The 24,991-nt window shown below is 48.0% G+C and carries 19 protein-coding genes; 12 read left to right on the forward strand and 7 right to left on the reverse strand.

Translation table 11 applies throughout. From position 1 onward, the window contains the following. The first annotated feature begins 73 nt into the window (after window positions 1-73). From COW15_RS05635 to COW15_RS05645, 3 genes are all read left to right on the forward strand, one after another. Window positions 74-1,360, forward strand: coding sequence for a divalent metal cation transporter (locus tag COW15_RS05635; protein WP_293630800.1), 1,287 nt, complete (start codon window positions 74-76; stop codon window positions 1,358-1,360). A gap of 148 nt (window positions 1,361-1,508) precedes the next feature. Then, window positions 1,509-1,973, forward strand: a complete 465-nt coding sequence (locus COW15_RS05640) for a DUF1456 family protein (protein WP_293630802.1) — start codon at window positions 1,509-1,511, stop codon at window positions 1,971-1,973. Between the two features lie 260 nt (window positions 1,974-2,233). After that, window positions 2,234-3,922, forward strand: coding sequence for an NAD-dependent malic enzyme (locus COW15_RS05645; RefSeq protein ID WP_293630804.1), 1,689 nt, complete (start codon window positions 2,234-2,236; stop codon window positions 3,920-3,922). 74 nt (window positions 3,923-3,996) lie between these two features. Here the strand turns inward: COW15_RS05645 and COW15_RS05650 are convergent, their stop codons facing one another. Both COW15_RS05650 and COW15_RS05655 read right to left on the reverse strand, forming a co-directional pair. Beyond that, entirely contained in the window at window positions 3,997-4,431 is a 435-nt protein-coding gene (locus COW15_RS05650; protein ID WP_293630806.1) for a DUF3069 domain-containing protein, read from the reverse strand. A 32-nt stretch (window positions 4,432-4,463) separates the two neighbouring features. Then, the gene (locus COW15_RS05655; RefSeq protein ID WP_293630807.1) at window positions 4,464-4,988 is read right to left on the reverse strand and encodes a phosphatase PAP2 family protein; all 525 of its coding nucleotides are present in this window, start codon (window positions 4,986-4,988) and stop codon (window positions 4,464-4,466) included. A 156-nt stretch (window positions 4,989-5,144) separates the two neighbouring features. Here COW15_RS05655 and COW15_RS05660 point away from each other — a divergent pair, with 156 nt between their 5' ends. Continuing rightward, window positions 5,145-7,082 carry a GGDEF domain-containing protein gene (locus COW15_RS05660; RefSeq protein ID WP_293630809.1) on the forward strand — a complete coding sequence of 646 codons (1,938 nt, stop codon included), beginning with the start codon at window positions 5,145-5,147 and terminating at the stop codon, window positions 7,080-7,082. An 8-nt stretch (window positions 7,083-7,090) separates the two neighbouring features. On the opposite strand, the gene COW15_RS05665 is transcribed toward COW15_RS05660, so the two are convergent. Further along, window positions 7,091-7,888: a transporter substrate-binding domain-containing protein gene (locus COW15_RS05665; protein WP_293630811.1), complete on the reverse strand. Its 798-nt coding sequence runs from the start codon at window positions 7,886-7,888 to the stop codon at window positions 7,091-7,093. A 166-nt stretch (window positions 7,889-8,054) separates the two neighbouring features. Here COW15_RS05665 and queG point away from each other — a divergent pair, with 166 nt between their 5' ends. From queG to COW15_RS05685, 4 genes are all read left to right on the forward strand, one after another. Continuing rightward, window positions 8,055-9,257, forward strand: coding sequence for a tRNA epoxyqueuosine(34) reductase QueG (gene queG / locus COW15_RS05670; protein WP_293630813.1), 1,203 nt, complete (start codon window positions 8,055-8,057; stop codon window positions 9,255-9,257). A 164-nt stretch (window positions 9,258-9,421) separates the two neighbouring features. Then, entirely contained in the window at window positions 9,422-10,384 is a 963-nt protein-coding gene (locus COW15_RS05675; protein ID WP_293630814.1) for a PHB depolymerase family esterase, read from the forward strand. Between the two features lie 190 nt (window positions 10,385-10,574). After that, window positions 10,575-12,851 (forward strand): TonB-dependent receptor, encoded by a 2,277-nt coding sequence (locus COW15_RS05680; protein WP_293630816.1) that lies wholly within the window; start codon window positions 10,575-10,577, stop codon window positions 12,849-12,851. A gap of 132 nt (window positions 12,852-12,983) precedes the next feature. After that, window positions 12,984-13,655, forward strand: a complete 672-nt coding sequence (locus COW15_RS05685) for a response regulator transcription factor (protein ID WP_293630818.1) — start codon at window positions 12,984-12,986, stop codon at window positions 13,653-13,655. A 19-nt stretch (window positions 13,656-13,674) separates the two neighbouring features. Here COW15_RS05685 and COW15_RS05690 read toward each other — a convergent pair whose 3' ends face one another. Then, window positions 13,675-17,181, reverse strand: a complete 3,507-nt coding sequence (locus tag COW15_RS05690) for a PAS domain-containing hybrid sensor histidine kinase/response regulator (protein WP_293630901.1) — start codon at window positions 17,179-17,181, stop codon at window positions 13,675-13,677. 159 nt (window positions 17,182-17,340) lie between these two features. On the opposite strand from COW15_RS05690, the gene COW15_RS05695 reads away from it, so the two are divergent. After that, on the forward strand, window positions 17,341-18,513 hold the full coding sequence (locus COW15_RS05695) for an MFS transporter (protein ID WP_293630820.1): 1,173 nt from the start codon (window positions 17,341-17,343) through the stop codon (window positions 18,511-18,513). A 2-nt stretch (window positions 18,514-18,515) separates the two neighbouring features. Then, window positions 18,516-19,490, forward strand: a complete 975-nt coding sequence (locus COW15_RS05700; protein ID WP_293630822.1) for an alpha/beta hydrolase — start codon at window positions 18,516-18,518, stop codon at window positions 19,488-19,490. 179 nt (window positions 19,491-19,669) lie between these two features. Here the strand turns inward: COW15_RS05700 and COW15_RS05705 are convergent, their stop codons facing one another. Both COW15_RS05705 and COW15_RS05710 read right to left on the reverse strand, forming a co-directional pair. Next, window positions 19,670-21,721: a PHB depolymerase family esterase gene (locus COW15_RS05705; protein ID WP_293630824.1), complete on the reverse strand. Its 2,052-nt coding sequence runs from the start codon at window positions 21,719-21,721 to the stop codon at window positions 19,670-19,672. Window positions 21,722-21,849: 128 nt separating this feature from the next. Further along, window positions 21,850-22,728 carry a 3-hydroxybutyrate dehydrogenase gene (locus COW15_RS05710; protein WP_293630826.1) on the reverse strand — a complete coding sequence of 293 codons (879 nt, stop codon included), beginning with the start codon at window positions 22,726-22,728 and terminating at the stop codon, window positions 21,850-21,852. 140 nt (window positions 22,729-22,868) lie between these two features. Between COW15_RS05710 and COW15_RS05715 the strand changes: the two genes are divergently transcribed. Together COW15_RS05715 and COW15_RS05720 are read left to right on the forward strand one after the other, a co-directional pair. Further along, window positions 22,869-23,579: a CoA transferase subunit A gene (locus COW15_RS05715; RefSeq protein WP_293630828.1), complete on the forward strand. Its 711-nt coding sequence runs from the start codon at window positions 22,869-22,871 to the stop codon at window positions 23,577-23,579. 9 nt (window positions 23,580-23,588) lie between these two features. Further along, on the forward strand, window positions 23,589-24,248 hold the full coding sequence (locus COW15_RS05720) for a 3-oxoacid CoA-transferase subunit B (RefSeq protein ID WP_293630830.1): 660 nt from the start codon (window positions 23,589-23,591) through the stop codon (window positions 24,246-24,248). Between the two features lie 116 nt (window positions 24,249-24,364). Here COW15_RS05720 and COW15_RS05725 read toward each other — a convergent pair whose 3' ends face one another. After that, window positions 24,365-24,889, reverse strand: a complete 525-nt coding sequence (locus COW15_RS05725; protein ID WP_293630832.1) for an inclusion body family protein — start codon at window positions 24,887-24,889, stop codon at window positions 24,365-24,367. Window positions 24,890-24,991: the final 102 nt, after the last annotated feature.

Raw genomic sequence — 24,991 nt, forward strand, 5'->3', positions numbered from 1 at the left:
TAACTTAGCATGAACGTAGGTTCTCTTATTCAATTTTCAAGATTGATTTTCAACAGGCAAATTAGATAACGACATGACTCAATCCTCAATAACCACTCCCATGGCCAATTGGTCCACACAGCTTGCACTCGGTATCAGAGCCATGGGTCCCGGTGTTCTTATGGCCGCCGCAGCCATTGGCGCATCCCACTTAGTTGCATCGACCCGTGCAGGGGCCGAATTTGGCTGGCAACTCGCTTGGGTTATTTTAGGGGTGAATTTATTGAAGTATCCCTTCTTTGCCGCAGGGGCACATTACACCGCCGCCACGGGAGAAAGTTTGCTGCATGGCTATCTCAAGCAAGGCCGAGGCTATCTGTGGTTATTTACTGGGCTGAATGTGATCGCCTCCATCGCCAGTACGGCGGGTGTGTGCATGCTGACCGCCGCCATGCTGACGCAGTTTATTCCCTTACCGATAGATGTGTTAGCGCTGTTAGTGCTGATAAGCTCGTTGTTGTTATTAATTTTAGGGCATTATTCTTTGCTGGATAGGCTGACTAAGATCATCATGTTTGCCCTGACACTCACCACATTAATCGCGGTCGCCTTAGCATTTGATCACGTAAAACCACTGGCTAGCCAGTTCGTGTCACCCTCACCTTGGCAGTGGGCTCATATGGGATTCTTAGTCGCTATGATGGGCTGGATGCCGGCGCCAATTGAGGTCAGTGCTTGGAACTCTCTGTGGTTATTAGAAAAACAAAAGACCTCAGCCGTGACCCCATCACAGGCCCTATTAGACTTTAACTTAGGTTATATAGTCACAGCCCTATTGGCCGTAGTTTTTCTGGCCTTAGGCGCCCTAGTGATGCACGGTAGCGGTGAACATTTCTCCGACTCTGGCGCGAAATTCGCGAATCAATTAATCAACTTATATAGCCAAGTGATGGGCGGTGAGAGCCGCTATTTGATTGGTATTGTTGCGTTTTTATGTATCTTCAGCACCACAGTCACAGTTATCGACGGCTACAGCAGAACCTTGAACATGGGTTGGCAACTACTCTCTCAATCCACAGTAACCGATGCGCAATCGGACAAACGCCTGACAGGTATCATGCTGAGCGTTAGCACCTTAGGATTAATGTTAATCCTGTTTTTTAAGGGTGCCCTACTGCCACTGCTGGAATTTGTGATGATTTTAGCCTTTATGACCACAGTGGTATTTGCATGGCTAAACTATCGCTTAATGACCAGTACCCAGTTGCCTGAAGCCCATCGTTATGGTACCAAAATGAAGTGCCTTTCCTTGATAGGATTAAGTTATTTACTTATTTTTGCAGTGCTTTTTATTTACTGGTATCTAGCAGTTAAGGTCTAGTTCTACTCTTTTGAGCATGAGTTCTCAGCTAGGGCTCATGCCGCACAGCCGCAAAATCATCCGTACTAGACTTTCCTGCTTTTCTGTTACTTTGAGTATATAATGTCGGCTCTTAAACCAGACAGCGCAGCCGCGCCAAGAGATGACCATGATTAACAATGATATTTTGCGCCGTTTGCGCTTCGTGTTTGATTTCAACAATGCAAAAATGATTAAAATTTTTGCCAAAGCCGGAAAAGAAGTGCCCGTCGAAGAGATGATTAATCTTCTGCGTAAAGAAGAGGAAGAAGGTTATAAGGCTTGCAACGACACGACACTATGTCAGTTTTTAGATGGCCTTATCATAGAGAAGCGTGGTTTACGTGAAGGGGCTGAAATTCCAAAGCCAGTTTCACGCTTAAATAACAACTTAATCTTCAAAAAGCTCAGAGTCGCCCTCGAAATGCGTGAAGAAGATATAGTGGCAACCCTAGCCCTTGCCGAAGTGCAAATGTCAAAATCAGAACTGAGCGCCCTCTTTAGAAACCCAGATCATAAAAACTTCAAAGAGTGTGGCGATCAAATTCTGCGTAACTTTATCCGCGGCTTATCACTTAAGTATCGCGGCGTGTAACCCACAGTTTCGTCGATAAAATCAAACGCAGCCTAGGCTGCGTTTTTTATTTATATCCTCTGCCCACAAGCGGCCTAAAACCCTAAAAGGTCACCGCCAATCGCGTTACTGCATCTCGTTTTAAACAAAGGTACTTGGCTGTGGTGCAAAAAAAACCACAAATACCTCACGACACGGGCAACAAAGATCACATTTCATGATAACCTTACGTGACTTACAGCACGTATCGAACCACTTACACAATAACTCAAAGGTTACCCATGGACGATAATAAACGCCCCCTCTATCTTCCGTTTGCAGGACCTGCCATTCTTGAAGCCCCATTGATTAACAAGGGCAGTGCATTTTCTGAAGAAGAGCGTATTTTCTTTAACCTCGAAGGCTTAGTCCCCTACGCCATTGAAACCATTGAAGAACAAGCATCGCGCGCCTACGATCAGTTCAGAAGTTTCAATAACGATCTCGACAAGCATATTTACCTACGCAATATCCAAGACACCAACGAAACGCTGTTTTATCGTTTAGTGCAAAATCACATCAGTGAAATGATGCCAATTATCTACACCCCGACGGTAGGTTTGGCCTGTGAGCGCTTCTCGAAAAACTATCGCCGTAACCGCGGTCTGTTCATATCCTACCCGAATAAAGACAGAATCGACGACATCCTCAACAACTCGACTCGCCAAAAAGTGAAGATCATCGTTGTAACCGACGGTGAACGTATCTTAGGTTTAGGCGATCAGGGCATTGGCGGCATGGGGATCCCAATTGGTAAGTTGTCGCTCTATACCAGCTGCGGTGGGATCAGCCCCGCATACACCCTCCCCATCACCTTAGACGTAGGTACCGACAATCCACAATTGTTGGAAGATCCTATGTACATGGGTTGGCGTCATCCCCGTATTGGCGGCGAAGAATATGCCGAGTTTATCGAAGCCTTTATGCAAGCCGTGCATGTGCGCTGGCCAGATACCCTGATCCAATTTGAAGACTTCGCCCAAAAGAATGCGATGCCAATCCTTGAGCGTTATAAGGAAAGATACTGCTGCTTTAATGATGATATTCAAGGCACTGCCGCAGTGACTGTGGGTTCTTTACTCGCCGCCTGTAAAGCCGCAGGCACAGAACTGAATCAACAACGTATCGCCTTCTTAGGTGCGGGCAGCGCGGGTTGTGGTATCGCCGAAGCCATAGTGGCGCAAATGGTGTCCGAGGGGATCAGCGATGAGCAAGCACGCAGCCAAGTCTGCATGGTTGATCGTTGGGGTCTGCTGCTCGACAACATGCCTAACCTGTTGCCCTTCCAGCAAAAATTGGCACAGAGATGTACCGACATCAGCAACTGGAACAATTTTAGCGACAATATTTCACTGCTCGATGTAGTCAATAATGCTAAACCCACAGTGCTGATTGGTGTGTCTGGTGCGCCAGGACTCTTCACCGAGGAAATTATCCGCGCCATGCACAGCCACTGTGCTCGGCCGATTATTTTCCCGCTGTCCAACCCAACAAGCCGCGTCGAAGCAACACCAAAAGACATTTTACATTGGACTTCAGGCCAAGCCTTAGTCGCCACAGGTAGCCCATTTGAGCCTGTGGTTGTCGAGGGTGAAACCTATGAAATCGCCCAATGTAACAATAGCTTTATCTTCCCAGGTATTGGCCTAGGGGTACTCGCCTCTGGTGCGCGCCACGTATCGGACGCCATGCTAATGGCCTCGAGCCGCGCACTCGCCGAATGCTCACCTTTGGCCATTAACGGCAGCGGTCCATTACTGCCAAAACTTGAAGATATTCATTCCGTCAGTAAGCATATTGCCTTTGCCGTCGGTAAAGTGGCGATTGAGCAAGGTTTATCCTTACCCGCAAGTGATGAGCTACTTAAGCAGGCGATTGAAGATAACTTTTGGAAGCCAGAATACCGCCGCTATAAGCGCACGTCGTTCTAGTTCCGAGCTTCAATGCTAAACAAAAAGCCCGTCAACTGACGGGCTTTTACTATCTTACTCCGGATGTTTCTGCCTTAAGGCGCCATCACTTGTTTAAAGCTGTTGAGCATAGAACGATCGGTACGGGCCTTCTTTAATTTACGCAGACTTTCCTTGAGTGACTCATCGGCCAAACGGGCAAATATCCCGTTGTATTCCTTCTCGTTAATCGCCTCGTCCGTATCCGCCTGCTCGGAAATTTCCTGCGCAACACGACTCAATTGCAACCAAGCGTTGGCAATATAGAAACCGTGGAATTCGGCCTGTGACATTAAATTACGCGCACTGGCGGGCAATGCATCCCAAGCTTGGCTAAATTTAGCTTCTCTGTCTTCTAACAGCTCGGCGCATAACCCTTGATAGGCCGCTAATAAACCCTCGGGCAATTTCGCCATAGGTAAGACTTTGTTAGCAACATTGTGGGAAATCTGCTCGGCAGTTTCACGATAAGCGGCTGATAATTCGCTCATAAACACTCTCTAATCTTAGCTAATGACAGTGGCTAGAACCGGCCACTAATATACACACCGTAAATTCCATTGCCCGCTAAGGGCGTCACTGTAATCCCTTTATAGGGGTCAGTAAAATACCAACCCGCTAATGCCCCAATGGCGGCACCAGCGAGGACATCTTCTACATAATGTTGGTCACTCGCCACTCGGGTATAGCCCACGTAGGATGCGGCGATATAGGCGGGTAAGCCATATTGCCAGCCATAACGCTGCTGAATAAAGGTCGCCGCCATAAAACTATCCGAGGTGTGGCCCGATGGAAAAGAGTCATCACCACTGCCATCGGGTCTGTCTTTACTCACCCCATATTTTAGGCCTTCGACCACTAAGCGACTCGATACCGCCGCCTGTATTAATTGCCAACTGCCATCGTAACCGTCCTCATAGAATAAGGTGGCCCCCATCGCCGTGGCAGGCAGCATTAAATGCAGTACATCACCCGAAGTTTCTAAATCTGAGCTGGCCCAACTGGTGCCACTGAAAATGACTAACAGTGCACAGAGTAAATTTTTCAACGATGATTCCTTTTCGAGTAAATTCCAAGGCGACGTTTATACCTTGATAGTCATGGGAATGCAAAGTTGTACTGAATCTATCTCAACAGTAATAAAAAAGACTATGCTAAGATGATGATTAGCTATTGATTTCAACACGGATAGGAATTATTCACATTGTCACATCCAGTGCGCTATTTATCACTGCTTTTGCTGCTACTCATTACACAACACTTTACGCAACACTTTGCTGTGGCCGAAGAAGAAACACTGGTTGATAAAATATTTGCAAAGCATGACCGAGGTGAAACTATGACACCTGAAGCGGTCAAAGAGGATATTGCGCTGTTAAGCAGACTGATCCCCACCGATGATGTTATTCGAACCGAAAAACTACAGTTATTAAAATGCTGGAATCAGGCCTCTACAACTGAGCAGGAGATCAAATTAGCACTTGCCTATACGACCCATGCCCTTGCCCATATTCCCCCAAGCGCTACCCCTCACTATGTGACAGAACTAACCCTCTGCCATGCTTGGTTTTTACAGTTAAATGACGATATAAAGGGCGCGATGGAAGGCTACGATCTTAGCGTGAAACGTGCCTATGAACATGAAGATCTAAAACTGATTGCCGACTCACGTAGCCTTCGTGGCGCCCTATACTCTTATATTGGCGATTTTTCTTCGGCTTTAGAAGACCTAGTGACAGCACAGGATCTGTACGAATCATTGAATTTAACTGGCTGGGCCAATTTCAACCTTGCCGATGTAGCTACCAGCTTTAGGCGCTACGGCGATCCCCAGAGTGCCATACGTTATTACAATAAACTTAAAAAGATTTATTTAAAAAACAACAACCAAGACCAAGTTATCTTTGTCATCTCCGATATTGGCTTAGCCTTAGATGAACTCGGTGAGCACCAGCAAGCGATAGAGCAATTTCTGATAAGTTACCGCTATTATAAGGAACATAAAAAGACGGTTGCCGCCGCCATTGCCGCGACGAATATTGCATACAGCTTAATTAAGCTCAATCGCCTCGATGAAGCCGAGCGTTATTTGGCCGAAGCTGGGACGGTTATCACCGAAAAAGAACCCACTGGCTACAGTTTTATGAAACTGTTTATGGGGGAGATTAAATTTCAGCAGGGTCGCTATGACGAGGCCCTTATCGATCTCGTTGAAGGAGAAGAAGCCTTTCGTTCTCTTCAAAATGATCGGGGGCTGGTTCAGCTCCTGCAGTTAAAGAGTGATGTGTATGCCGCCATGGATAATTTACCCGCAGCCTACCGTGCCTTACAGGAGTTTATGCTGCTCACTAAAAAAGTGGATGGTAATTCACTCGACTTACAAACCACTGAATTAAAAGTTAAATTCGATACCAGCCGCATAAAATTAGAAAACGAAAGGCTCATTGAAAACCAAACACTTAAAGAGCAGGAACTTGCCTTACTTGAACAGAATAAGTCATTGCAATACACCATCTTACTGCTAACTGCCTGCATACTCGCCATAGTCTCTATCTTTGCCTATCAGCAGGTTAATCGAAATCGCCAGCTGCAAGTCATTGCCCTAACCGATTACCTAACCCAATTGCCCAATCGGCGGCATATTTATGCTCAAGCAGCCAAATATTTCCAACAAGCGTTAAGACAACAACACCCATTCTCGGTGATCATTTTCGATGCGGATCATTTCAAGAAAATCAACGATAACTTTGGCCATGAAATAGGCGATCGTGCGCTGATCACTATCGCCAATGCAGGCCAAGCCCTAACGGGAAATAAAGACCATCTAGGTCGTATCGGTGGTGAAGAGTTTTTGATCCTACTTCCCAATACCGATGCTAAACGAGCCTGGGAACTTGCCCATCAATTGCAAAGCAAAATCACCGAACTCAGCAATCAAGCATTACCCCATGAACTCACACTGACAGTGAGCGCCGGGGTCGCCACCCTAGGGGGAAAATCGCAGGATAGAAATTTTGCAAGCTTACTGAAACGGGCAGATAAAGCCCTCTATGCGGCTAAGCATGCGGGGAGAAACTGCATAAAATCAGCCGATGACTTAGATGATAAGCCGAACGATGACCCTGACAATGCTAGTGCTTAAGTTAAGGCTTAAGTATTTTTATGCCAAAAAATCTGATGTTCTAACGGTGGTGGTAAAGCCCCAAACCAATGTTGATATAAACGGCTAAACTCGCCAGAATCCTTCATTTTTTCAAGCTCAGCCTGCCAGCTTAAAACGATGTCGGCCGCAGTACCTCTAGAAAAAGCTAAATACAGCTTGATTTCGGAAACCACATACACTTGCTGTACATCTGCCTCCTTAGCCCCTATTTCCTCTAATAGATGTTTAACGGCGAGATCGGCCTGACACCAAAAACGCACCCTGGAAAACAATAGTTGCTTGGCAGACTGTTGGGGAAAACTGGCGACAAGCAGGTTATTAATCCCTGAGAACGCTAATAACTGGGCACCAGCGGACTCACGGTACACTCCCACTATCCCCGCAGTCTTAACCTCAGATAAATGATTAATGGTTATCGGATCGTCGGCCCTGACATACAAAGCAATCTTACTGGTAGCTATAGGCCCAATAAAATCAAATAGCCTCTCACGCTCATCACCCATAGATGTCGCAAACAACAACACATTGGGCGAAGCACTGGCAATCGAATAAGCCCGTGCCCAAGGGAGTACATCGATTTTCTCTTGCTGCCCTAATTTAGCCTGTAGCTGATTAACCAACTCCACACCAAAACCTTGGGGAATGCCATTTTGCTCATAACTCATGGGTGGCCAGACTTCGGTAACCAATTTCAATTTTTCCGCTGCCACGCCTTCACCGCTGGACAACAAGCACAGCAGACTCATCGCCAACAAGCCGAATCTTAAGGACAACACTCTCAACATAGGGTTACCAAAATGACAGAAATTACTCTAATCATAGATTCAATACCCTACCAATGGCTACAGAGGAGGGGCGTTTATCTTGGCTGTGACAGATGAAAATCGTGCTCAACGGAGGAAAACTGTTATCATAGGGTCATCAAACCTAGCGCATTTTTCCAATTTATTCATGTCCATTGTTACCAACCACACATCCAACCCACCCAATGCCCGCGAACTCGCTACGCTCGCACTGCAGATAAAGGCATGGGGTAAAGCACTCGGGTTTGCGCAGGTAGGCATTTGTGACACCGACCTTACAGCGCAAGAAAGCCGGCTCCAAGCTTGGTTGGATAAGGGCTATCACGGTGAGATGGCCTATATGGCTAACCACGGCATGATGCGCGCGCGACCGCAAGAATTGCACCTAGGCACAGTGCGGGTGATAACGGCACGCATGGACTACTTACCCCCAGAAGCGGGCTTTGCGACCCATCTCACCGACCCCAATCTAGGCTACATCTCCCGTTACGCGGGGGGGCGCGACTATCATAAATTAATCCGCGCTCGGCTGAAAAAGCTTGGGGATCAGATCAGCGCCGAATTAATTAACCTCGGTTTCGATGCGGCCGATTTTCGTCCCTTTGTCGATTCAGCCCCCATACTCGAGCGACCCTTAGCCGAAAAAGCCGGCATTGGCTGGACGGGTAAGCACTCTCTGATACTCAACCACGACGCGGGCAGTTGGTTTTTTTTAGGTGAGCTACTGATTAATTTGCCACTACCTGTGGATATTCCAATCCAAGAAGGTTGCAACACTTGTGTCGCCTGTATCACCTCCTGCCCCACGGGAGCGATTGTCGAGCCCTATGTGGTCGACGGTCGACGTTGTATTTCCTATCTCACCATAGAACTGCAGGGAGCGATCCCAGAGGAGTTGCGGCCACTGATGGGCAATCGCATCTACGGTTGTGATGATTGCCAACTCGTGTGTCCCATCAATCGCCAAGCGCCACTTACGGAAGAAACCGACTTCCATATTCGTCCTAAGTTACAGCAACCTGAACTTCTCAACCTTTTTGCGTGGAGTGAAGTAGAGTTTCTCAAACACACAGAGGGCAGTGCCATCCGCCGGATTGGCCATAAGCGCTGGCTGAGAAATATCGCCGTTGCACTCGGTAATGCCCCCGCCAATCCAAACATTGTTGCCGCACTTAAGGCCCGCAATGACTGCGAAGATATCGATGAGATAGTGCGTGAGCATATCGAATGGGCGCTCAAAGCCCAGCAATTGCGCCTGACCGATAGCGAGTCAAGCGCACAACAAAAAGCCCGCCGTAAAACCGATCGCATAGTGCGCATTATCGAGAAAGGCTTACCGCGGGATGCTTGAATAACACCCCATTCATTTGAACAGAATCCAAGCTTGCCCTAAAAATTCTCCCATTAAGACACTGTATAACAAAATACTAACCCTAGAGTGGATCTAAAGTGCCATTGCAAATCGAGTGGGAATTACGCAAGTTCTCACTATGACGAACTTGGAATCCGCCCCCTATGCTCAGATATAAACACTTAGCCATCAAAGCACTCGCCTTCTCAATGTGCATGGCATCAATATTTTCACTTCAGACCCAAGCTGAGACAACTTCATATCAAGCCCTTACAGAATTTGGCGAGAACCCAGGAAATCTGAGCGCTTCTTATCTTATTCCCAACCACAAGGCCGTCGTTCCTGAGCTGAACACCCTTGTCGTGCTACTTCACGGCTGTGTGCAAGACGGAGTTGAACTGGCCAATAATAGTGGCCTAACCGCTTTAGCAATTGAGAAAAAATTTGCCATACTCGTGCCACAGCAAAGCTTCGAAAATAATGTAAAACGCTGTTTTAATTGGTTCTCAAACCAAGATACTCAATACGATAGTGGTGAAATGCTGTCGATCAAAAATATGATCACCACAATACAATCCCAGTCTGGAGCCAAGCGGGTCTACCTGATCGGCCTTTCAGCAGGCGGAGCTATGGTCAGCGCCGCACTCGTCAATTACCCCAACTTATTCAACGCTGGTGCAGTGATTGCGGGATTGCCCTATCCCTGCGCCGATAATTTAACTAAAGCCATTTCATGCATGAAAAATGGTCCGTCTGAGTCCATTGATGAACTCGCTAATTTCGCCAAGCAAATCCATCCCGAACAAAGATATTGGCCCAAGTTAATCGTGTGGACGGGGAAAAATGATCTCGTCGTTAATCCTGAAAATTCACATCAGCTTACGGCGCAGTGGGTCACACTCACTCAGGCCAATAAAACACCTAAAGTTGAACAGTTTGCGGATTATCGGATCAGTACTTGGTCAGATGCCAGTGGGCAAAGTCTTATTTCTTTTGTTGAGATAAATAATATGGGGCATGGCATTGCCGTCAACCCAGATATTAAACATGGCGGTATCGAAGGAAATTTCTTACTGAAATCCCCGATAAGCAGCATGTCAGAAATAATTAATATTTGGGGGATATAGGTTGTATATAAAAATTAAAACCCTGAATATTGATATTGAAATCACCAGTATAAATATAAAAACAATGAGTTAAAAACATATACTACTATAGTACCGATTTAAATTTTAAATAATTACTATAGAGTCAAGGTGAACAAAAATAGTAGTAAGTACCAACCTTTAAAAATAAATACTACAACGGGAAATCTGTATGAAACAGAATACTATCAAAATGAGTTGTATTGCTTTAGCTATCTCATCTGTATTAACAACACAATATGCTGTTGCTGCCGATGAAAATAGCACAGGGGAGAAGCAAGCCACCTTAGAACACATTGAAGTGACAGCCCGTAAAACGGTTGAAAGTCTCCAGAATGTTCCTGTTGCAGTGACCTCGGTCAGCGCAGCAGACTTGGCAGAAAATGGCATCAGTGTCATCACTGAGATCCAACAATTTTCACCCAATACTACGCTGCAAGCCAGTCGAGGCACCAGTTCAACTCTCACGGCCTTTATTCGCGGTGTAGGACAAGAAGATCCACTCTGGGGCTATGAGCCCGGTGTCGGCATCTATATCGACGATGTGTATATTGCCCGTCCACAGGGCGCGGTACTCGATATCCTCGATGTGCAACGAATCGAAGTGCTGCGCGGCCCGCAGGGTACGCTTTATGGTAAAAATACCATTGGTGGCGCAGTAAAATATGTCACTAAGAAAATGAGTGGCGATGCCGAACTGAGCTTAAATGCCACCGTCGGTAGCTACGCCCAAAAAGACTTTAAGATTGCAGGCCAATATCCGCTGATCGATAACAAACTCTACTTGGGTTTTGCCTTGGCGAGCCTTAACCGCGATGGTTACGGTGATTTCGTGGATTCGGCACTCCCAGACCAAGACACTGAAAACTATAACAAAGATGTTATGGCTGGCCGTATCAGTCTAGAATACACGCCAACAGACGACCTGTTTATGCGTTTAACCTATGACAAAACCCAGGACGATTCTAATGCCAAGGGCGGCTACCGCTTACTGCCAAGTTTGCTTACCGATGCCCCCGTACCCGACAGCAAATATGATTCCTACACCAGCATGCCGACGTGGAATAAAGTTGAAACCGAAGGTTGGGGATTGACTATTGAATATGGCCTGAACGACTACTGGACACTGAAGTCCGTCACCTCATCCCGCGAGAGTTATTCGCCAACCAACATCGACTTTGACAATACCAGCCTGCGAATTTTTGATGTGCCCGCTATTTATGATGATGAGCAATTCAGCCAAGAGTTCCAAGCCAATTACGATGGTGAAAATCTCAAACTCGTCTCCGGTTTATATTATTTTACCGGTGATTCCTGCGGCGTGTTCGATGCCATTCTTGAGGAAGCCTTTAAAGCCTATGGCGGTCTGACCCGTGAAGTCAGCGGCTGTAACAACAGCGAAAGTTATGCGGCCTATGTACAAGGTTCCTACGATATCACCGAACAATTCTCCCTAACCTTAGGAGCGCGTTTTACCCGCGAGACCAAGGAAGCCACCGTCTATAATGGGGTGATTTTCGACAGTATTTATCCAGAAACCGGCTGGTATCCAGGTTTTGTGCGCGATGAAGACCAAATCGCCGCGAGCATCCCTAAAGTGCTGGATGATGAAGAAACCTGGTCGCGTTTCACCCCAAGGGTCGGCTTAGAATACCAACTCACCGATGATATGATGCTCTTTACTAGCTACTCACAGGGCTTTAAGTCAGGCACCTTTAACCCAAGGGCAACGGGACCTGAACCCGCAGTTGACCCGGAAACAGTTGATTCCTATGAACTGGGTGTAAAAAGTGAGTGGAATGACAATCTGCGTATCAACGCCACGGCCTTCTACCTAAACCATAAGGACAGGCAGTTTGTCACCGTATTACCCGGCGAAAATGCCGCCGATCTCAACCAACGCTTAGGTAATATTGGTAAATCAACCGCGACGGGTCTAGAACTCGAAGTGGAATACGCGGCAACAGAATCACTGGATCTCTTCGCCACCTTAGGCTTAATCGACGCCAGCTTTGAGGAAGTGATTTCCTACGATGCCGATGGAAACCGTATCGATATCAGCGATACCTACACTATTACCAATACCCCAGATACCACGGCAAACATCGGTTTTAGCTATAATATCGACACGGATATCGGCAGCTTTGTCGCCAACGGCAACTACTACTACCGCAGTGATTATGACTTAGCCGTCGTCGATAATCTCTTAAGCCAAGAAGCCTATGGTTTACTCAACCTCGGACTGAACTGGTATAGCAATGATGGCCACTGGAATGCGGGCTTACATTGGAAAAACATCACCGATGAAGAATATCTGGTCGGTAACTATGCCTTTGTGACACCCGATGGTAATGGTGGCTATATTCCAGGATTAGGTGGTGACAATACATTAATTGGCTATTATGGTGATCCAGAGACAATCTCTCTCACCCTTGGCTATAATTTCTAGAATAAAATTTCACATCACGCCAATAATAACCGACTCCCATGAGTCGGTTATTAGTTTAAATATCTAAAAAGATTGTCTAGCATTAATTTTTAATAGGATTAAACTGAGGTTGAAATTTTAAGGGAACAGGTTATGTCTCAGATAAAAGTAGCCATTGCAGATGATCATCCATTATTTCGTGCAGCATTAACTCAGGCTGTGCTCAAAAATGTAAATAGCGTAGAAGTATTAGAGGCTGAAAACTTTCAAGATTTAATTTCAGTTGTTGAGAACAATCCTGACATTGAGATTATTTTTCTCGACTTGCATATGCCAGGAAACGATGGTTTTACGGGCTTAACCCTGCTACAAAATCATTTTCCCGATATAGTGGTAATTATGGTCTCGTCTGACGATCAGCTAGAGATCATTCGTAAGGCAATTAACTTGGGGGCCAGTGCCTTTATCCCTAAATCCGCCAGCTTAACCCAGATCTCGACCGCGATTGCCACAGTGTTAGAAGGGGAAGTCTGGCTGCCAGAACACACGGACATCAATGCCGATCAGCAAACCGCCGCCGAGTACCAACGCTTAGCGAAACAGCTCGCTCAGTTAACACCGCAACAATATACCGTGCTCGCCAGCATTGCCAATGGTCGCTTAAACAAACAAATCGCCTATGATCTCGATATCAAAGAAACCACGGTTAAAAAGCATGTGTCGGCGATACTGGTTAAACTCGAAGTGTACAACCGCACTCAGGCGGGATTGGTATTCCAGCAATTGATGCTCACGGCAAACGAAAATCAACCCGTCACCGCCTAATCCCCGTTAGCTGTCTATTTTAAGATAACTGTTTAATTATCCGCTTTAGGGCAATGGCCTTCACCGGTTTACGTACAAAGCTAAACTGTGCGCTGCTGGTATGCTGGCGTACGGACTCAGAGGGATCCGCCGAGCAAATAATACAGGCCGGACGCTGTAAGTTAAACAATGGATTGTCGAGCAGGCTTTGCACCAGATCCACCCCATTTTGATCATTATCCAAATGGTAATCGGCAATGATCAGTTTTGGTTGCACCTGCTGCGCCAATTGCTGCTCGGCACTGGTTTTATCCCTTGCGGTGAGTACATGGCAGCCCCAGCCTAACAACAAAGAGGAGATGGCTTTTAGCATCAACTCATCGTTATCTATGACTAACACGCTGATATTAAAGCTATCGCTAACAGACTCTTCTTCACTACGAAGTTTAACGACATTAGTTGGCTTTTTCAGGGCAGAGACTCGCGGCACTTCGACGCTAAAGCAGGTACCTCCACCCACCTCGGAATGCAGATAAATGTTTATGCCAAGCAACTTAGCGATTCGATCGCAAATAGCGAGCCCAAGGCCTAAACCGGGGATTTCCCGTGTCAGCTCTAGGCGTTCAAACTCCGCAAAAATTGCCTGCTGCTTATCTTTAGGTATCCCGGGGCCATTATCCCATACTTGAATAAGCAGGCTCTGCTCGAGCCGCCTCACGCCGAGCAGCACCTTAGGCACAAAGGCAGGCATCGAAGACTTAGGCAAAGCAGCGCTGGCATTCACTGGCAGCGATGTTTGCCGATTCAACGCCCCCGCTGGGGAATAATGGAACGCATTGGAGAGAAAGTTTTGAATAATGCGCCGCAGCAAACGCTGATCACTTTGCACTAAACAGGAGGAAAACTGATAGGAGAAATCTATCCCCTGCTCGGTTGATAATGCTTTAAATTCATTGACTAAGGTCGAGAGTAAATCATCCAGCGCAAACTGACTCAATTCGGTTTTAAGATTGCTGCTATCGAGGCGAGAAATTTCCACTAAGTCGGACAGTAGGCTCTCGACCACATTTAATGAGGCTTCGATATGGGTGGCTAAGTCCTTAAGCTCGGTGGAAGTGACCCGCTGTTTCAGCATTTCAGTAAATAGAGTTAAGGCATTAAAGGGCTGCATTAAATCGTGGCTCGCCGCCGCTAAAAAGCGCGTCTTGCTGCTGTTAGCAGCCTCGGCCTCGGCCTTAGCTTTAGCGAGTTCTCGGGTGCGGCTTTCGACGCGTTTTTCGAGGGTTTCATTGGCCAGTTGCAGGGCTTTTTCGGCCTGAATATGGGCGGTGATATCGGTAAAGGTACTGACAAAACCACCACCCGGCATGGCCTGACCGCGGATCTCCAGCACTTTGCCATCGAGCATAGTACGCAGAAAATGATGCGGACTGCCACTACGCATATGGGCGAGGCGCTTCTCCACCAGCTCATGGGCCTCATCCCCCACAATAATACCGCGCTCGATATTAAATCTAAGCAACGTCTCTATCGGTATGCCGGCTTTGACATAATTCTTTGGATAATCAAGTAATTCAATATAGCGTTTGTTCCATGCCACTAGGCGCATATCCGCATCGACCACACTGATGCCCTGCTCGATGTTTTCCACCCCAGATTGCAATAACTCGCGGTTAAACTCAAAGATCTGGTTTGCCTCATCGACAATGCTGACCACATCTTCTAAGGGCACTTGCTGCGAGCGTGACGCGGCATTCATCACCATCCGCGTCGAGGCTGAGCCTAATATCCCCGACAACTTAAGACGGGTGTAATCCACCAGCTCCTCTCGGCGAGCGTGTAGCTGTAATTCTGAGCCTAAGGCTTTAGCGCGCACGAGCAAGGCATCGGCTTCTTCCTTATTGATAAAACGATGCAGCAGGCTGGCCAGATCCTCGACCGATAGGTGCCTTTCCAACGCTACCTGTTTGCGGTTAACAAACACATCGGCCTGTAGAACTTCGCCAACACTCTGATCTTTCATTAGGGAAATCAGTACAAAGCAACCCATATTCACCAGCAGGCTATAAAACAGGCCATGGCTGATATTATCCAGTCCACTCAGACCAAAGAGCGCCGTCGGCGTTAACCATGGGATATGCCATAGCCCCTGCGTCACCCAAACCGCATCGGGGAAGGTTGCGGGCAGCAGCAAGGTATACAGCCAGACGAGACTGCCCATCAGCATGCCCCAAAATGCGCCTTGGGTCGTTGCCCTGCGCCAGTAAAGCGCGCCAACCGCAGCGGGGAAAAATTGCGACAACAGCACAAAAGACAACAGCCCAATACTGGCCAGGTGATTCTGCTGATCGATATAACGCTCGAACGCAAAGGCAGATAGCAGAATGGCCGCTATCGATATCCGCCTTAAATTCAACAATATTCCAGAGAGTTGCGGTGTTTGCTGCGAGCTGAACTTAGGTAATCTGAGCAGTAATGGGGTCAGGATTTCGGTCGAGATCATAGTGCTCAGTACAATCGCGGCCACAATCACCATGGCCGTTGCCGCAGCCAGCCCACCGATATAAACCAGAACCCCTAACCAAGCCTGCTGATAAAACAGCGGTAAGGTCAGCACATAGGTATCGGCATCGACACTGCCACCGGGGAAACTCAGTTGCCCCGCAAGGGCGATCGGCAATACAAAGGTATTAATCAGCAGCAAATAGAGGGGCACCATCCAACGGGCGGCTTTTAACTCCTTAGCATGGTGATTTTCAATCATCATCATGTGGAATTCCTGCGGTAGGGCATAGATGGTAATAGCCCCCAGCAGAATTTGCGACAACACAGAATAGACCGAATTCCCCCCATTGCTTGGCGGTAAATCTTGGCCCTGGGTGAGTAAATCACTAAAGCCATCAAACACATAGAAAGTCGCAAAGATCCCTACTGTGGTGAGCGCAAACAATTTAACGATAGAACTAAAGGCAATAGCTAACACTAGCCCTTGGTTGTGCTTACTCGCCGAAAGCTGGCGAGTACCGAATAGAATACTAAAAATAATCAATACGATAGTAACGATAAAAGCGGTACTTATCCCAGATTGGAATGTCCCAGTTAACAGATCGAAACTGGTGCTGATGGCCCTTAACTGCAACGCGATATAGGGAATAGTGCCAAATAAAGAGACCATGGCGACACTGGCGGCGATTTTGGGCGAGCGGTCGAAGCGGCAGGCAATAAAGTCAGCAATAGAGGTCAAGTTTTGGCTTTTGATGATCTGCAAGGTTCGCATCAGCATGGGCCACGCCAGTACTAGGCAAATAATCGAACCTATATAGATGGGTGCTAACCAAGCGCCCGTGGTAGCCGCCTGCCCAACCGTGCCATAAAAAGCCCATGAGGTGCAACAGACACCCAAGGACAAGCTATACACCCAAGGTCTTTTATGCCATTGCGCTCTTGCTTGATTCTGCCCCCATTGGGCGACAATAAACAGCACTGCCAAATAAGTAATCGAGATAACGCTGATCCACCAAGTGTCAATTGACAACCAAGCCAACAAGATATTCCCCAATAAAATGGTTTGTCCACCCTGCCAAACTACACTAGACAAACAAATTGTTAAATACTTGATAACGGTGCGGTGCACTAAGGTAGTACTTATTTATCCCACGCCATCGGCTAACCTACGCCCATTGTTGACTCGAGGTTTTAAACAACTATGCCGATAAAAATAACCCATAAATATCTAGTAGAAGGCTTGGTTTTTACCAGTTACGTATTATTTGCTATGGCATGGGTTGGCGGCACTGCGAGTATGAATCACATCATGGCTTCGATGCATATCGAGAGCTATGCCTCCGCCAGTTTAATCAGTGGTGCAGTAACCTTAGCGAAAATTGTCGGCACCTTTGGCGCGGCTTATCTCACCTTAAAGTGTGGGGTTAAGTATGCCTTTTTAGTCGCGGCATTGCTGATTGTGACTGGCATAATGACGCCCTACGCCCCTAACTATGAATTACTGCTGCTGAGTCGTTTCTTAATGGGACTCGGTGGCGCCTTTATGATCGTCTACTTTAACCCGATTGTAATGCACTGGTTCGCCCCCGAAGAGCGCCCGGTGATCAATGGCTTAAATGCCGTTGCCTTTAATGTGGGCACGGCAATGGTGCTGTGGGGCATGCCGAGCATCAATGCCATTAGTGGCGGCTGGCAGCAAAGCCTGTTGCTCTTCTCATTGGTCAGTCTAGTGTTGGCCCTACTGTGGTTACTGGTGCAGTTTGACCATGTTCAAAGCAGCAATAGCAGTAAGGCGAATGAGCAAGCCATTTACACTTATCTCGATGGTTTAAAGGACAGTTTTAACTGGGCCTACGCCTTAACTTACTCAGGATTATTGTCTTTTTACATTTGCCTATTCACTTTTTATCCCCAAGCGGGTATCAGCCAAAGTAAATGGGTGATTGGCTTTGGGATTATTGGCACCATAGCGGGCATTCTCTACAGCCGTAAACAGCCCCTACGACTGCCGATCATTCGCCTAAGCGGCCTGCTAATTTTCTTAACCGTGTTAGGGCTATCCTTTGGTAGCGTATCCTGGTTTCAAACCCTGTGTGCCATAGTCTTGGGCTTTTGTATCTTTTTACCCGTGACCGCCCTCATCTCTATTCCCCATGAATTGCCTAAGATGACGAGTCAAAAAATCACGGTGATTTTCAGTTTGTTTTGGTCAATCAGCTATTTGATCTCCACCTTAGTGCTGTGGCTGTTTGGCAAGCTCGTGGATATTAACCAAGGCAGTTACTTCGCCTCCTTTGTGTTGATCACCCTGTTAAGCGCCACAGTGTTTGTTGGCAGCTATTTCCTCCCAGAAACTGGACAAGCTAAGGAGTAAGCATGCAAGTCTCCCCCCGCGGTACCGCTTCAGCAAAACTGACGGATTTTCTGACGTTAGCGAACCAAAACATCGCCCTCGCTAAACAGCAAAATATTCAATATAGCCCGCAGTTGCTGCGGGAGAATCTGAATAAGCTCGCCGCGCTGATGAGTGCCAAACCAGAAGTAAGTTATATTGCCGATAAAGCCTGGCAACTTGGCGATAGGGAAATCGGCTGCCGTGTCTATAGCCCGGCGCCAACACAAGCCCTGCCCGTGGTGTTACATCTTCACGGCGGCGGCCATATGTGCGGCAGCGTAGAACTCTATGATCCTATCTGTCGACACCTTGCCAGTATCGGCCAGTGTGTCGTGATTAGCGTGGAATATCGCCTCGCGCCCGAATATCCCTATCCTGCTGGGCTTGAGGACTGCGAATATGCCCTGCGTCACTATCAAAGCGTGCTCGATGGGGTACAGTATCAGGAAGGTGTAAACATTATGGGAGACAGTGCCGGCGGCGCGCTGTGCACCAGTCTCAGCCAACGTAGCTTAACGGACAGCACACTTAAGATAGCCAAGCAAATCTTGGTTTACCCGAGTGTGGATTACACTATGGCAAGCGCCTCCTACCAGAGTAATGGCGCAGGCTTTTTACTCGAAACCCCAAGGGTACAATGGTACTTCGAGCAGTATTTTCAAGCGGCGGCCAATGATGCCAAGCTAGTTAAAGCGGCCTCACCATTGCATGGCGAAATAAACGCAAAGCTGCCGAGTACCTTGATTGTTACCGCAGGCTGCGATCCGCTGCGTGATGAAGGTATTGCCTATGCTAATGCCTTAAGCGCCGCAGGTGTGCAGGTTCTGCACCATCAATTTGAGAATATGATCCACGCCTATATGCTACTGCAGGATTTAGTGACTGAAGAATGTCTGGCAACCTATCGGATGATTGCTATGTTTTTAGCAGAGTCTATTCCCGTCACAGCTAAATAGTTCACTCGCTAACACACTTACCCTCTATCAAAGCACCTACTGCAAAATACTTCCCCGTAGGTGCTTTATTTTTTTGATTAATAATACTGTTCTAGGGGCTTACCACTATCGAGTTCGTTTTGTCATTCAAGCCTGATAAAACGGTATGACTAAACTCACTTGCCCCACTAACGGGTAACCTAATTAGGACAACTGCCAACGACATAGTAATTCGCCGCGGTATTGGCAAGCACACTGCTATAGAAAGTGTTATAGAGTCCCATTAATTGGCCGGAACCCAGAGCGTAGGCATAACCACCACTGGCTGTTGCTCGGCCGGCAACCACATGGGCATAGTTACTTGCAGTCACTTGGGTACATGTGTAAGTGTCGCCATTCGGTGTGGTATCGCAGGCATTACCTATACCATCACCATCGTTATCGGCCTGATCCGCATTGGCCACATTTGGGCAGTTATCGACACTGTCGTTAATACCATCATTGTCGGCATCTACAGGCTCGGTTGTTCCGCCAGAACTACCAGAGCACGCCTGCTGCGGCCCTGCACAGCTTGTATTACCATCGGCCACCCACTGACATTGGGATGTGCCCACCGCATATTCACGCATAGTGAATTGACCCGTACCAAAGGCGAGATAACAGGCTGAATAACCCACGCCCCAAGTGATATGACCAAGATTAATGTGGGTGTTGTAATCCCCCGTCACGCCCGCATCGATAGTAAAGTTAATGCTATCTTGGCTGGAGAGTTGCGTGCTATCCATAGCAACCACGGTCGCAAGGTTTGCACCACCCGGTAAACTGCAGCCCTGCGCCGAATATTGAGTGCCATTAATGCTCGCGCTGACTTGCTGACCAGAACTAAAACCAACGGTCACCGAGGCTAAATTTTGGTTTGCATCGACAACCGAGCCCGTCACCGACGCGCATTGGCCAGAGACACTCACCTGAATATTACTCAGCTGCGGCGCCACATTGGCTGGCTCAGGGCCGACACGCACCGTCAGTTCCAAAGGCACACTCACTGCCGCCAGATCATCACTCGCCTGTACGACAACCTTGTACAGACCATCACTTAAACTTTGGCTCGATAACTGAAAACTGCCGTCGCTACCTAAGCTTGTGGTATTCACGCTGCCGATAAAGGTTTGAGCCGCACCATCGAGCAAATAAATACCCACAGTGACCTGTGCCACACTGCCGTCGCTATCGCTGGCAACCCCAGATATCGCCAGCACGCCTGCGCTATCCACGCCAGCCACATTGGCTAGGGTTGGCAAGGCATTGCGGTTCACCCTCATGTTGTTGTCGGCGAAGAATTCCCCCAGATAAGTGGCAAAGTTAATGCTATCGTCGGCCACATAATCCCCCGACGCGCCCGTTCCTCCAGACCATGAATGATCTAGGCCGTCGAACCACAACATAGCCACACGTTTGTTGCTCCACAGGGTTTCCGATGCCGTGTGTCCCGCCCCCTCGGACAAGGCATTGGTGCCGCTTAACTTAGTCACCCCATAGACAGTGGCAAAACCATCGGCATTCTGCTGGTTATAGCAAGTGTTGACCGTGGTATCGGCCTTACCATGGCCAATCACGGCTAACTGAGTTGCAAAATGACTCCTATAGCTGCCCGCATAGGATTCGCAGCGTGATTTAAAGGTCGATGTAGATACGGTTTCACAGGTTGAGATCGCCCCATTCGAACTCGTCCCTATGCTTGGGCCCGCGCTCGATGCCACCCCAGCAAACACATCGGGCGCCACGCAGGCAGTTTGCATCGCCATTGCCGCTCCCGAGGAGAGACCCGCAATATAGACCTGAGTCGGGTCGATATGACGACTGGGATCGCCAGAGAGCGCATTAGCCAAATTAATCAGATTTTTATAATCCCCCGATGTCCGATTAATGGTGCCCTGCCAATAGGACCAACAGCTATAGCCCGCCTTATTCATCGCATCGGGTACGGCGATCACCATACCATGGGCTTCGGCGGCCTGTTCAAGGTTTGCCGTCAGATAATTGTTGATGGGTTGCACGCAACCATGCAGCACTAACATCAATGCTTTGCCATCGCCCACCTTAGACTCGGTATCTGGGGTATAGATATGCACATTATTGAAACCACCAATGGCCACATTTTGTTGCCAACTTCCGGCGTACGTCAGGGAGGAAAAAAGCCCAATCACAAGGAGTAGAAATTGGGCGACGAGACACGATTTGTTCCATTTCATTGTTATCACCTTTAAGGTTGTTTTTGTTTGAAAATAGACATCAAACTAACCCTAGGTGAATCCCCAAAAAACGGATATGGGTCTTTAGAAGTAGAAGCTAATATAAAGCTAACCCACTGGTGGCAATATTATTGCGCCGTCCAAGCTCCGTCCATTGCCAGCGATGCGCCCGTAATGCCCCGCGCCGCATTGCTACATAGAAACAGCACAAACTCGCCAATCTGCCGCGGATCGAGCATCTCAGGCAAAGGTTGTTTGGCTGTCACTAACTGATATTTAGCCTCGTCGTAACTTAAGCCCTTATTGCTGGCGATGGCTTCAATCTGCTTGTTGATCAGCGGCGTATCCACCCACCCAGGGCAAATAGCATTGACAGTAATCCCCTGCTCGGCGCATTCGATAGCGACCACTTTGGTTAAGCCGACGATCCCATGCTTGGCCGCACAATAGGCCGCTTTGTTAACCGAAGCCACTAAACCATGCACCGAGGCGATATTGATAATCCGGCCCCAACGCTTTTCGGCCATCGCAGGCACGGCTTGTTGAATGGTATGAAACGCGGAGGACAGGTTAATGGCAATAATGTCGTTCCATTTATCAATAGGGAAATGAGCGACATTTTCGGTGTGCTGGATGCCGGCGTTATTCACCAAAATATCAATACTGCCCAATGCCTTAACCCCCGCATCCATAAAAGCATGGATGCTCTCAGGATCCCGCAGATCGGCATTACTGAAGAAGGTGTGAATGTGATATTGCTTAACAAACTCAGCCGCGAGACGTTGTCCCTCAGCCTCTGGCATTAAGCCATGCAGGATCAGATGACAACCTTGCTCCGCCAACACATGGGCCGTCGCTAAGCCAATGCCACTGGTGGAGCCGGTGATCAGCCCCACTTTACCCTTTAACCCTGAGTGTTCAACCGCCATATTGCTTGTCTCCCGATGCTTTAAAATCCAGTCGCTGTCCTTTATCCATGCCTTGAACACAGGCATGGCGAGGCGCATATCCTTAATGCCCCAGACTCAATGCCATTAGAATATGGCAATTGGCCGCAGTTTTATTTGGCACCTTAGTACCATAGGAGCGCCCGAAAAATTGGGTAATAGTAAGCGCCACACTTTCAGCAAGCGTAAGAGAGCACTCCATGTCTGGATTGAATAAGGTGGTTACCAGCTACAGCGATGCGTTAGCGGGACTCGAAGATGGGATGACTGTGATTGCGGGCGGCTTTGGCCTTTGCGGTATTCCTGAAAATCTAATCAAAGAAATCAAACACAAGGGCACCAAAAACCTAACCGTCGTCTCCAATAACTGCGGCACCACGGAATACGGGCTTGGGATCTTACTGCTCGATAAACAGATCAAAAAAATGATCGCCTCCTACGTGGGTGAGAATGCCAACTTCGAGGCGCAGATGATGTCTGGCGAACTGGAAGTGGAACTCACGCCACAGGGCACACTAGCGGAAAAAATGCGCGCGGCGGGTGCAGGTATTCCGGCTTTTTATACCGCCACCGGCTATGGCACGGATGTGGCGATTGGCAAGGAAGTCAAAGAATTTAATGACCGCCATTACATCCTCGAAGAATCCATTACAGGCGACTTTGCCCTAGTCAAAGCCTGGAAGGCCGACACCTTCGGCAATTTAGTCTTTAGAAAAACGGCTCGAAACTTCAACCCACTTGCCGCCACCGCGGGCAAGATAACTGTGGTGGAAGTGGAGGAAATTGTCGAGCCGGGTCAATTAGATCCCGATGAAATCCATACGCCCGGTATCTATGTCGACCGCCTTATCCAAGGCAGCTTCGAGAAACGTATCGAGCAACTGACTACCCGCCCTTCCTCCAGCAAATAGGATTTGGTTATGGCACTTTCAAGAGAACAACTCGCCCAGCGCGTCGCCCAAGAACTCAAGGATGGCTACTACGTGAATCTTGGCATCGGCATCCCCACACTGGTGGCCAACTACATTCCCGAAGGCATTGAAGTGATGCTGCAATCGGAAAACGGCCTCCTAGGGATGGGACCTTTTCCGACGATGGAAGAGGTCGATGCCGACTTAATCAATGCCGGTAAACAAACCGTGACTATGGCGACGGGGGCGGCGGTATTCGACTCCGCCGAATCCTTTGCGATGATCCGCGGCGGCCATGTGGATTTGACCGTATTAGGCGCCTTTGAGGTCGACACTCAGGGCAATATCGCCTCCTATATGATCCCGGGAAAACTGATTAAGGGCATGGGCGGTGCCATGGATCTTGTCGCCGGTGCCGACAATATTATCGTCACTATGACCCATGCCTCAAAACACGGTGAGTCTAAGCTATTAACCGAGTGTACCCTGCCGTTAACGGGTAAGGGCTGCATTAAAAAAGTGCTGACGGATCTAGCCTTTATCGAGATTAAAACGGGAAAATTTCATCTGCTCGAACGCGCGCCCGGCGTGAGTGTAGAGGAGATCATTAAACTCACCGCAGGTGAACTTGTGGTGCCTGAGCATGTGCCCGAGATGGTGTTTAATTAATCGAATAATTAATTGTTCCTTTAAACAAAGAAGAGATTACCAAGGGATACATAAATCAACGCATAAAAAATGCGCTCCCCATGATGGGGAGCGCAAGTTTTCATACAATAACAGGCTTATGAGGCTGTGATTGTTGGATCCCAGACGAAGTAACCTAAGGTATTTAAGCTACCGCTATGGTAGTAAAGCACAGCAAAGGACACGTTGTAATTCTCAGTTCCAGAGGTCACCACATCGGCCGATAGGTAGAAATCATACTGAGGTGTGCATATGTATGTAGGAGGTAGCAAAATATTACCCAGCGCACCTTCGGGAATCGGTGTTTGGGGCTCACTCAATCGCCCCTCTACCGCCGATGTCACTTGCGAACCGCTGAAGCGTTGTAAATTCATGAGGTCGGCAGAGTAACTGGTATTGCCAGACATGGAGTTCATACGCCAGCGAATGGTATCACCGACATCCGCAGAGAGAGAAAGATCCCCCGTGGCCTGACCGCTTTTAACATACGCTGTAGGGGCTATCATATAAGCAAAATTATGGCCTACTGCCGTGGGGGCCGAGGGGTTAGTGCTTGGGTTTGGGTATGCTTTCATCAAGTTATCAGTATCGACATTTATGATGACATCTATGATTTCACTCATGTTAATTCTCCTTAATCAAACATTTATTACTTGACCACACTCAGCGGTCAAGCAAGCGTGATGCAAGTTTTGCGTCCTTGCATCCAATAGCCTAGTAGACAA

Source organism: Shewanella sp. CG12_big_fil_rev_8_21_14_0_65_47_15, from assembly GCF_002783505.1.
In the GTDB taxonomy this organism is placed as follows: Bacteria; Pseudomonadota; Gammaproteobacteria; order Enterobacterales; family Shewanellaceae; genus Shewanella.

Excerpts from the sequence above, each read along its gene's own strand:
- COW15_RS05635 (WP_293630800.1), top strand. The coding sequence starts at position 74 with ATGACTCAATCCTCAATAACCACTCCCATGGCCAATTGGTCCACACAG.
- COW15_RS05640 (WP_293630802.1), top strand. The coding sequence starts at position 1,509 with ATGATTAACAATGATATTTTGCGCCGTTTGCGCTTCGTGTTTGATTTC.
- COW15_RS05645 (WP_293630804.1), top strand. The coding sequence starts at position 2,234 with ATGGACGATAATAAACGCCCCCTCTATCTTCCGTTTGCAGGACCTGCC.
- COW15_RS05650 (WP_293630806.1), bottom strand. The coding sequence starts at position 4,431 with ATGAGCGAATTATCAGCCGCTTATCGTGAAACTGCCGAGCAGATTTCC.
- COW15_RS05665 (WP_293630811.1), bottom strand. The coding sequence starts at position 7,888 with ATGTTGAGAGTGTTGTCCTTAAGATTCGGCTTGTTGGCGATGAGTCTG.
- queG (WP_293630813.1), top strand. The coding sequence starts at position 8,055 with ATGTCCATTGTTACCAACCACACATCCAACCCACCCAATGCCCGCGAA.
- COW15_RS05675 (WP_293630814.1), top strand. The coding sequence starts at position 9,422 with ATGCTCAGATATAAACACTTAGCCATCAAAGCACTCGCCTTCTCAATG.
- COW15_RS05680 (WP_293630816.1), top strand. The coding sequence starts at position 10,575 with ATGAAACAGAATACTATCAAAATGAGTTGTATTGCTTTAGCTATCTCA.
- COW15_RS05685 (WP_293630818.1), top strand. The coding sequence starts at position 12,984 with ATGTCTCAGATAAAAGTAGCCATTGCAGATGATCATCCATTATTTCGT.
- COW15_RS05695 (WP_293630820.1), top strand. The coding sequence starts at position 17,341 with ATGCCGATAAAAATAACCCATAAATATCTAGTAGAAGGCTTGGTTTTT.
- COW15_RS05700 (WP_293630822.1), top strand. The coding sequence starts at position 18,516 with ATGCAAGTCTCCCCCCGCGGTACCGCTTCAGCAAAACTGACGGATTTT.
- COW15_RS05705 (WP_293630824.1), bottom strand. The coding sequence starts at position 21,721 with ATGAAATGGAACAAATCGTGTCTCGTCGCCCAATTTCTACTCCTTGTG.
- COW15_RS05710 (WP_293630826.1), bottom strand. The coding sequence starts at position 22,728 with ATGCGCCTCGCCATGCCTGTGTTCAAGGCATGGATAAAGGACAGCGAC.
- COW15_RS05715 (WP_293630828.1), top strand. The coding sequence starts at position 22,869 with ATGTCTGGATTGAATAAGGTGGTTACCAGCTACAGCGATGCGTTAGCG.
- COW15_RS05720 (WP_293630830.1), top strand. The coding sequence starts at position 23,589 with ATGGCACTTTCAAGAGAACAACTCGCCCAGCGCGTCGCCCAAGAACTC.
- COW15_RS05725 (WP_293630832.1), bottom strand. The coding sequence starts at position 24,889 with ATGAGTGAAATCATAGATGTCATCATAAATGTCGATACTGATAACTTG.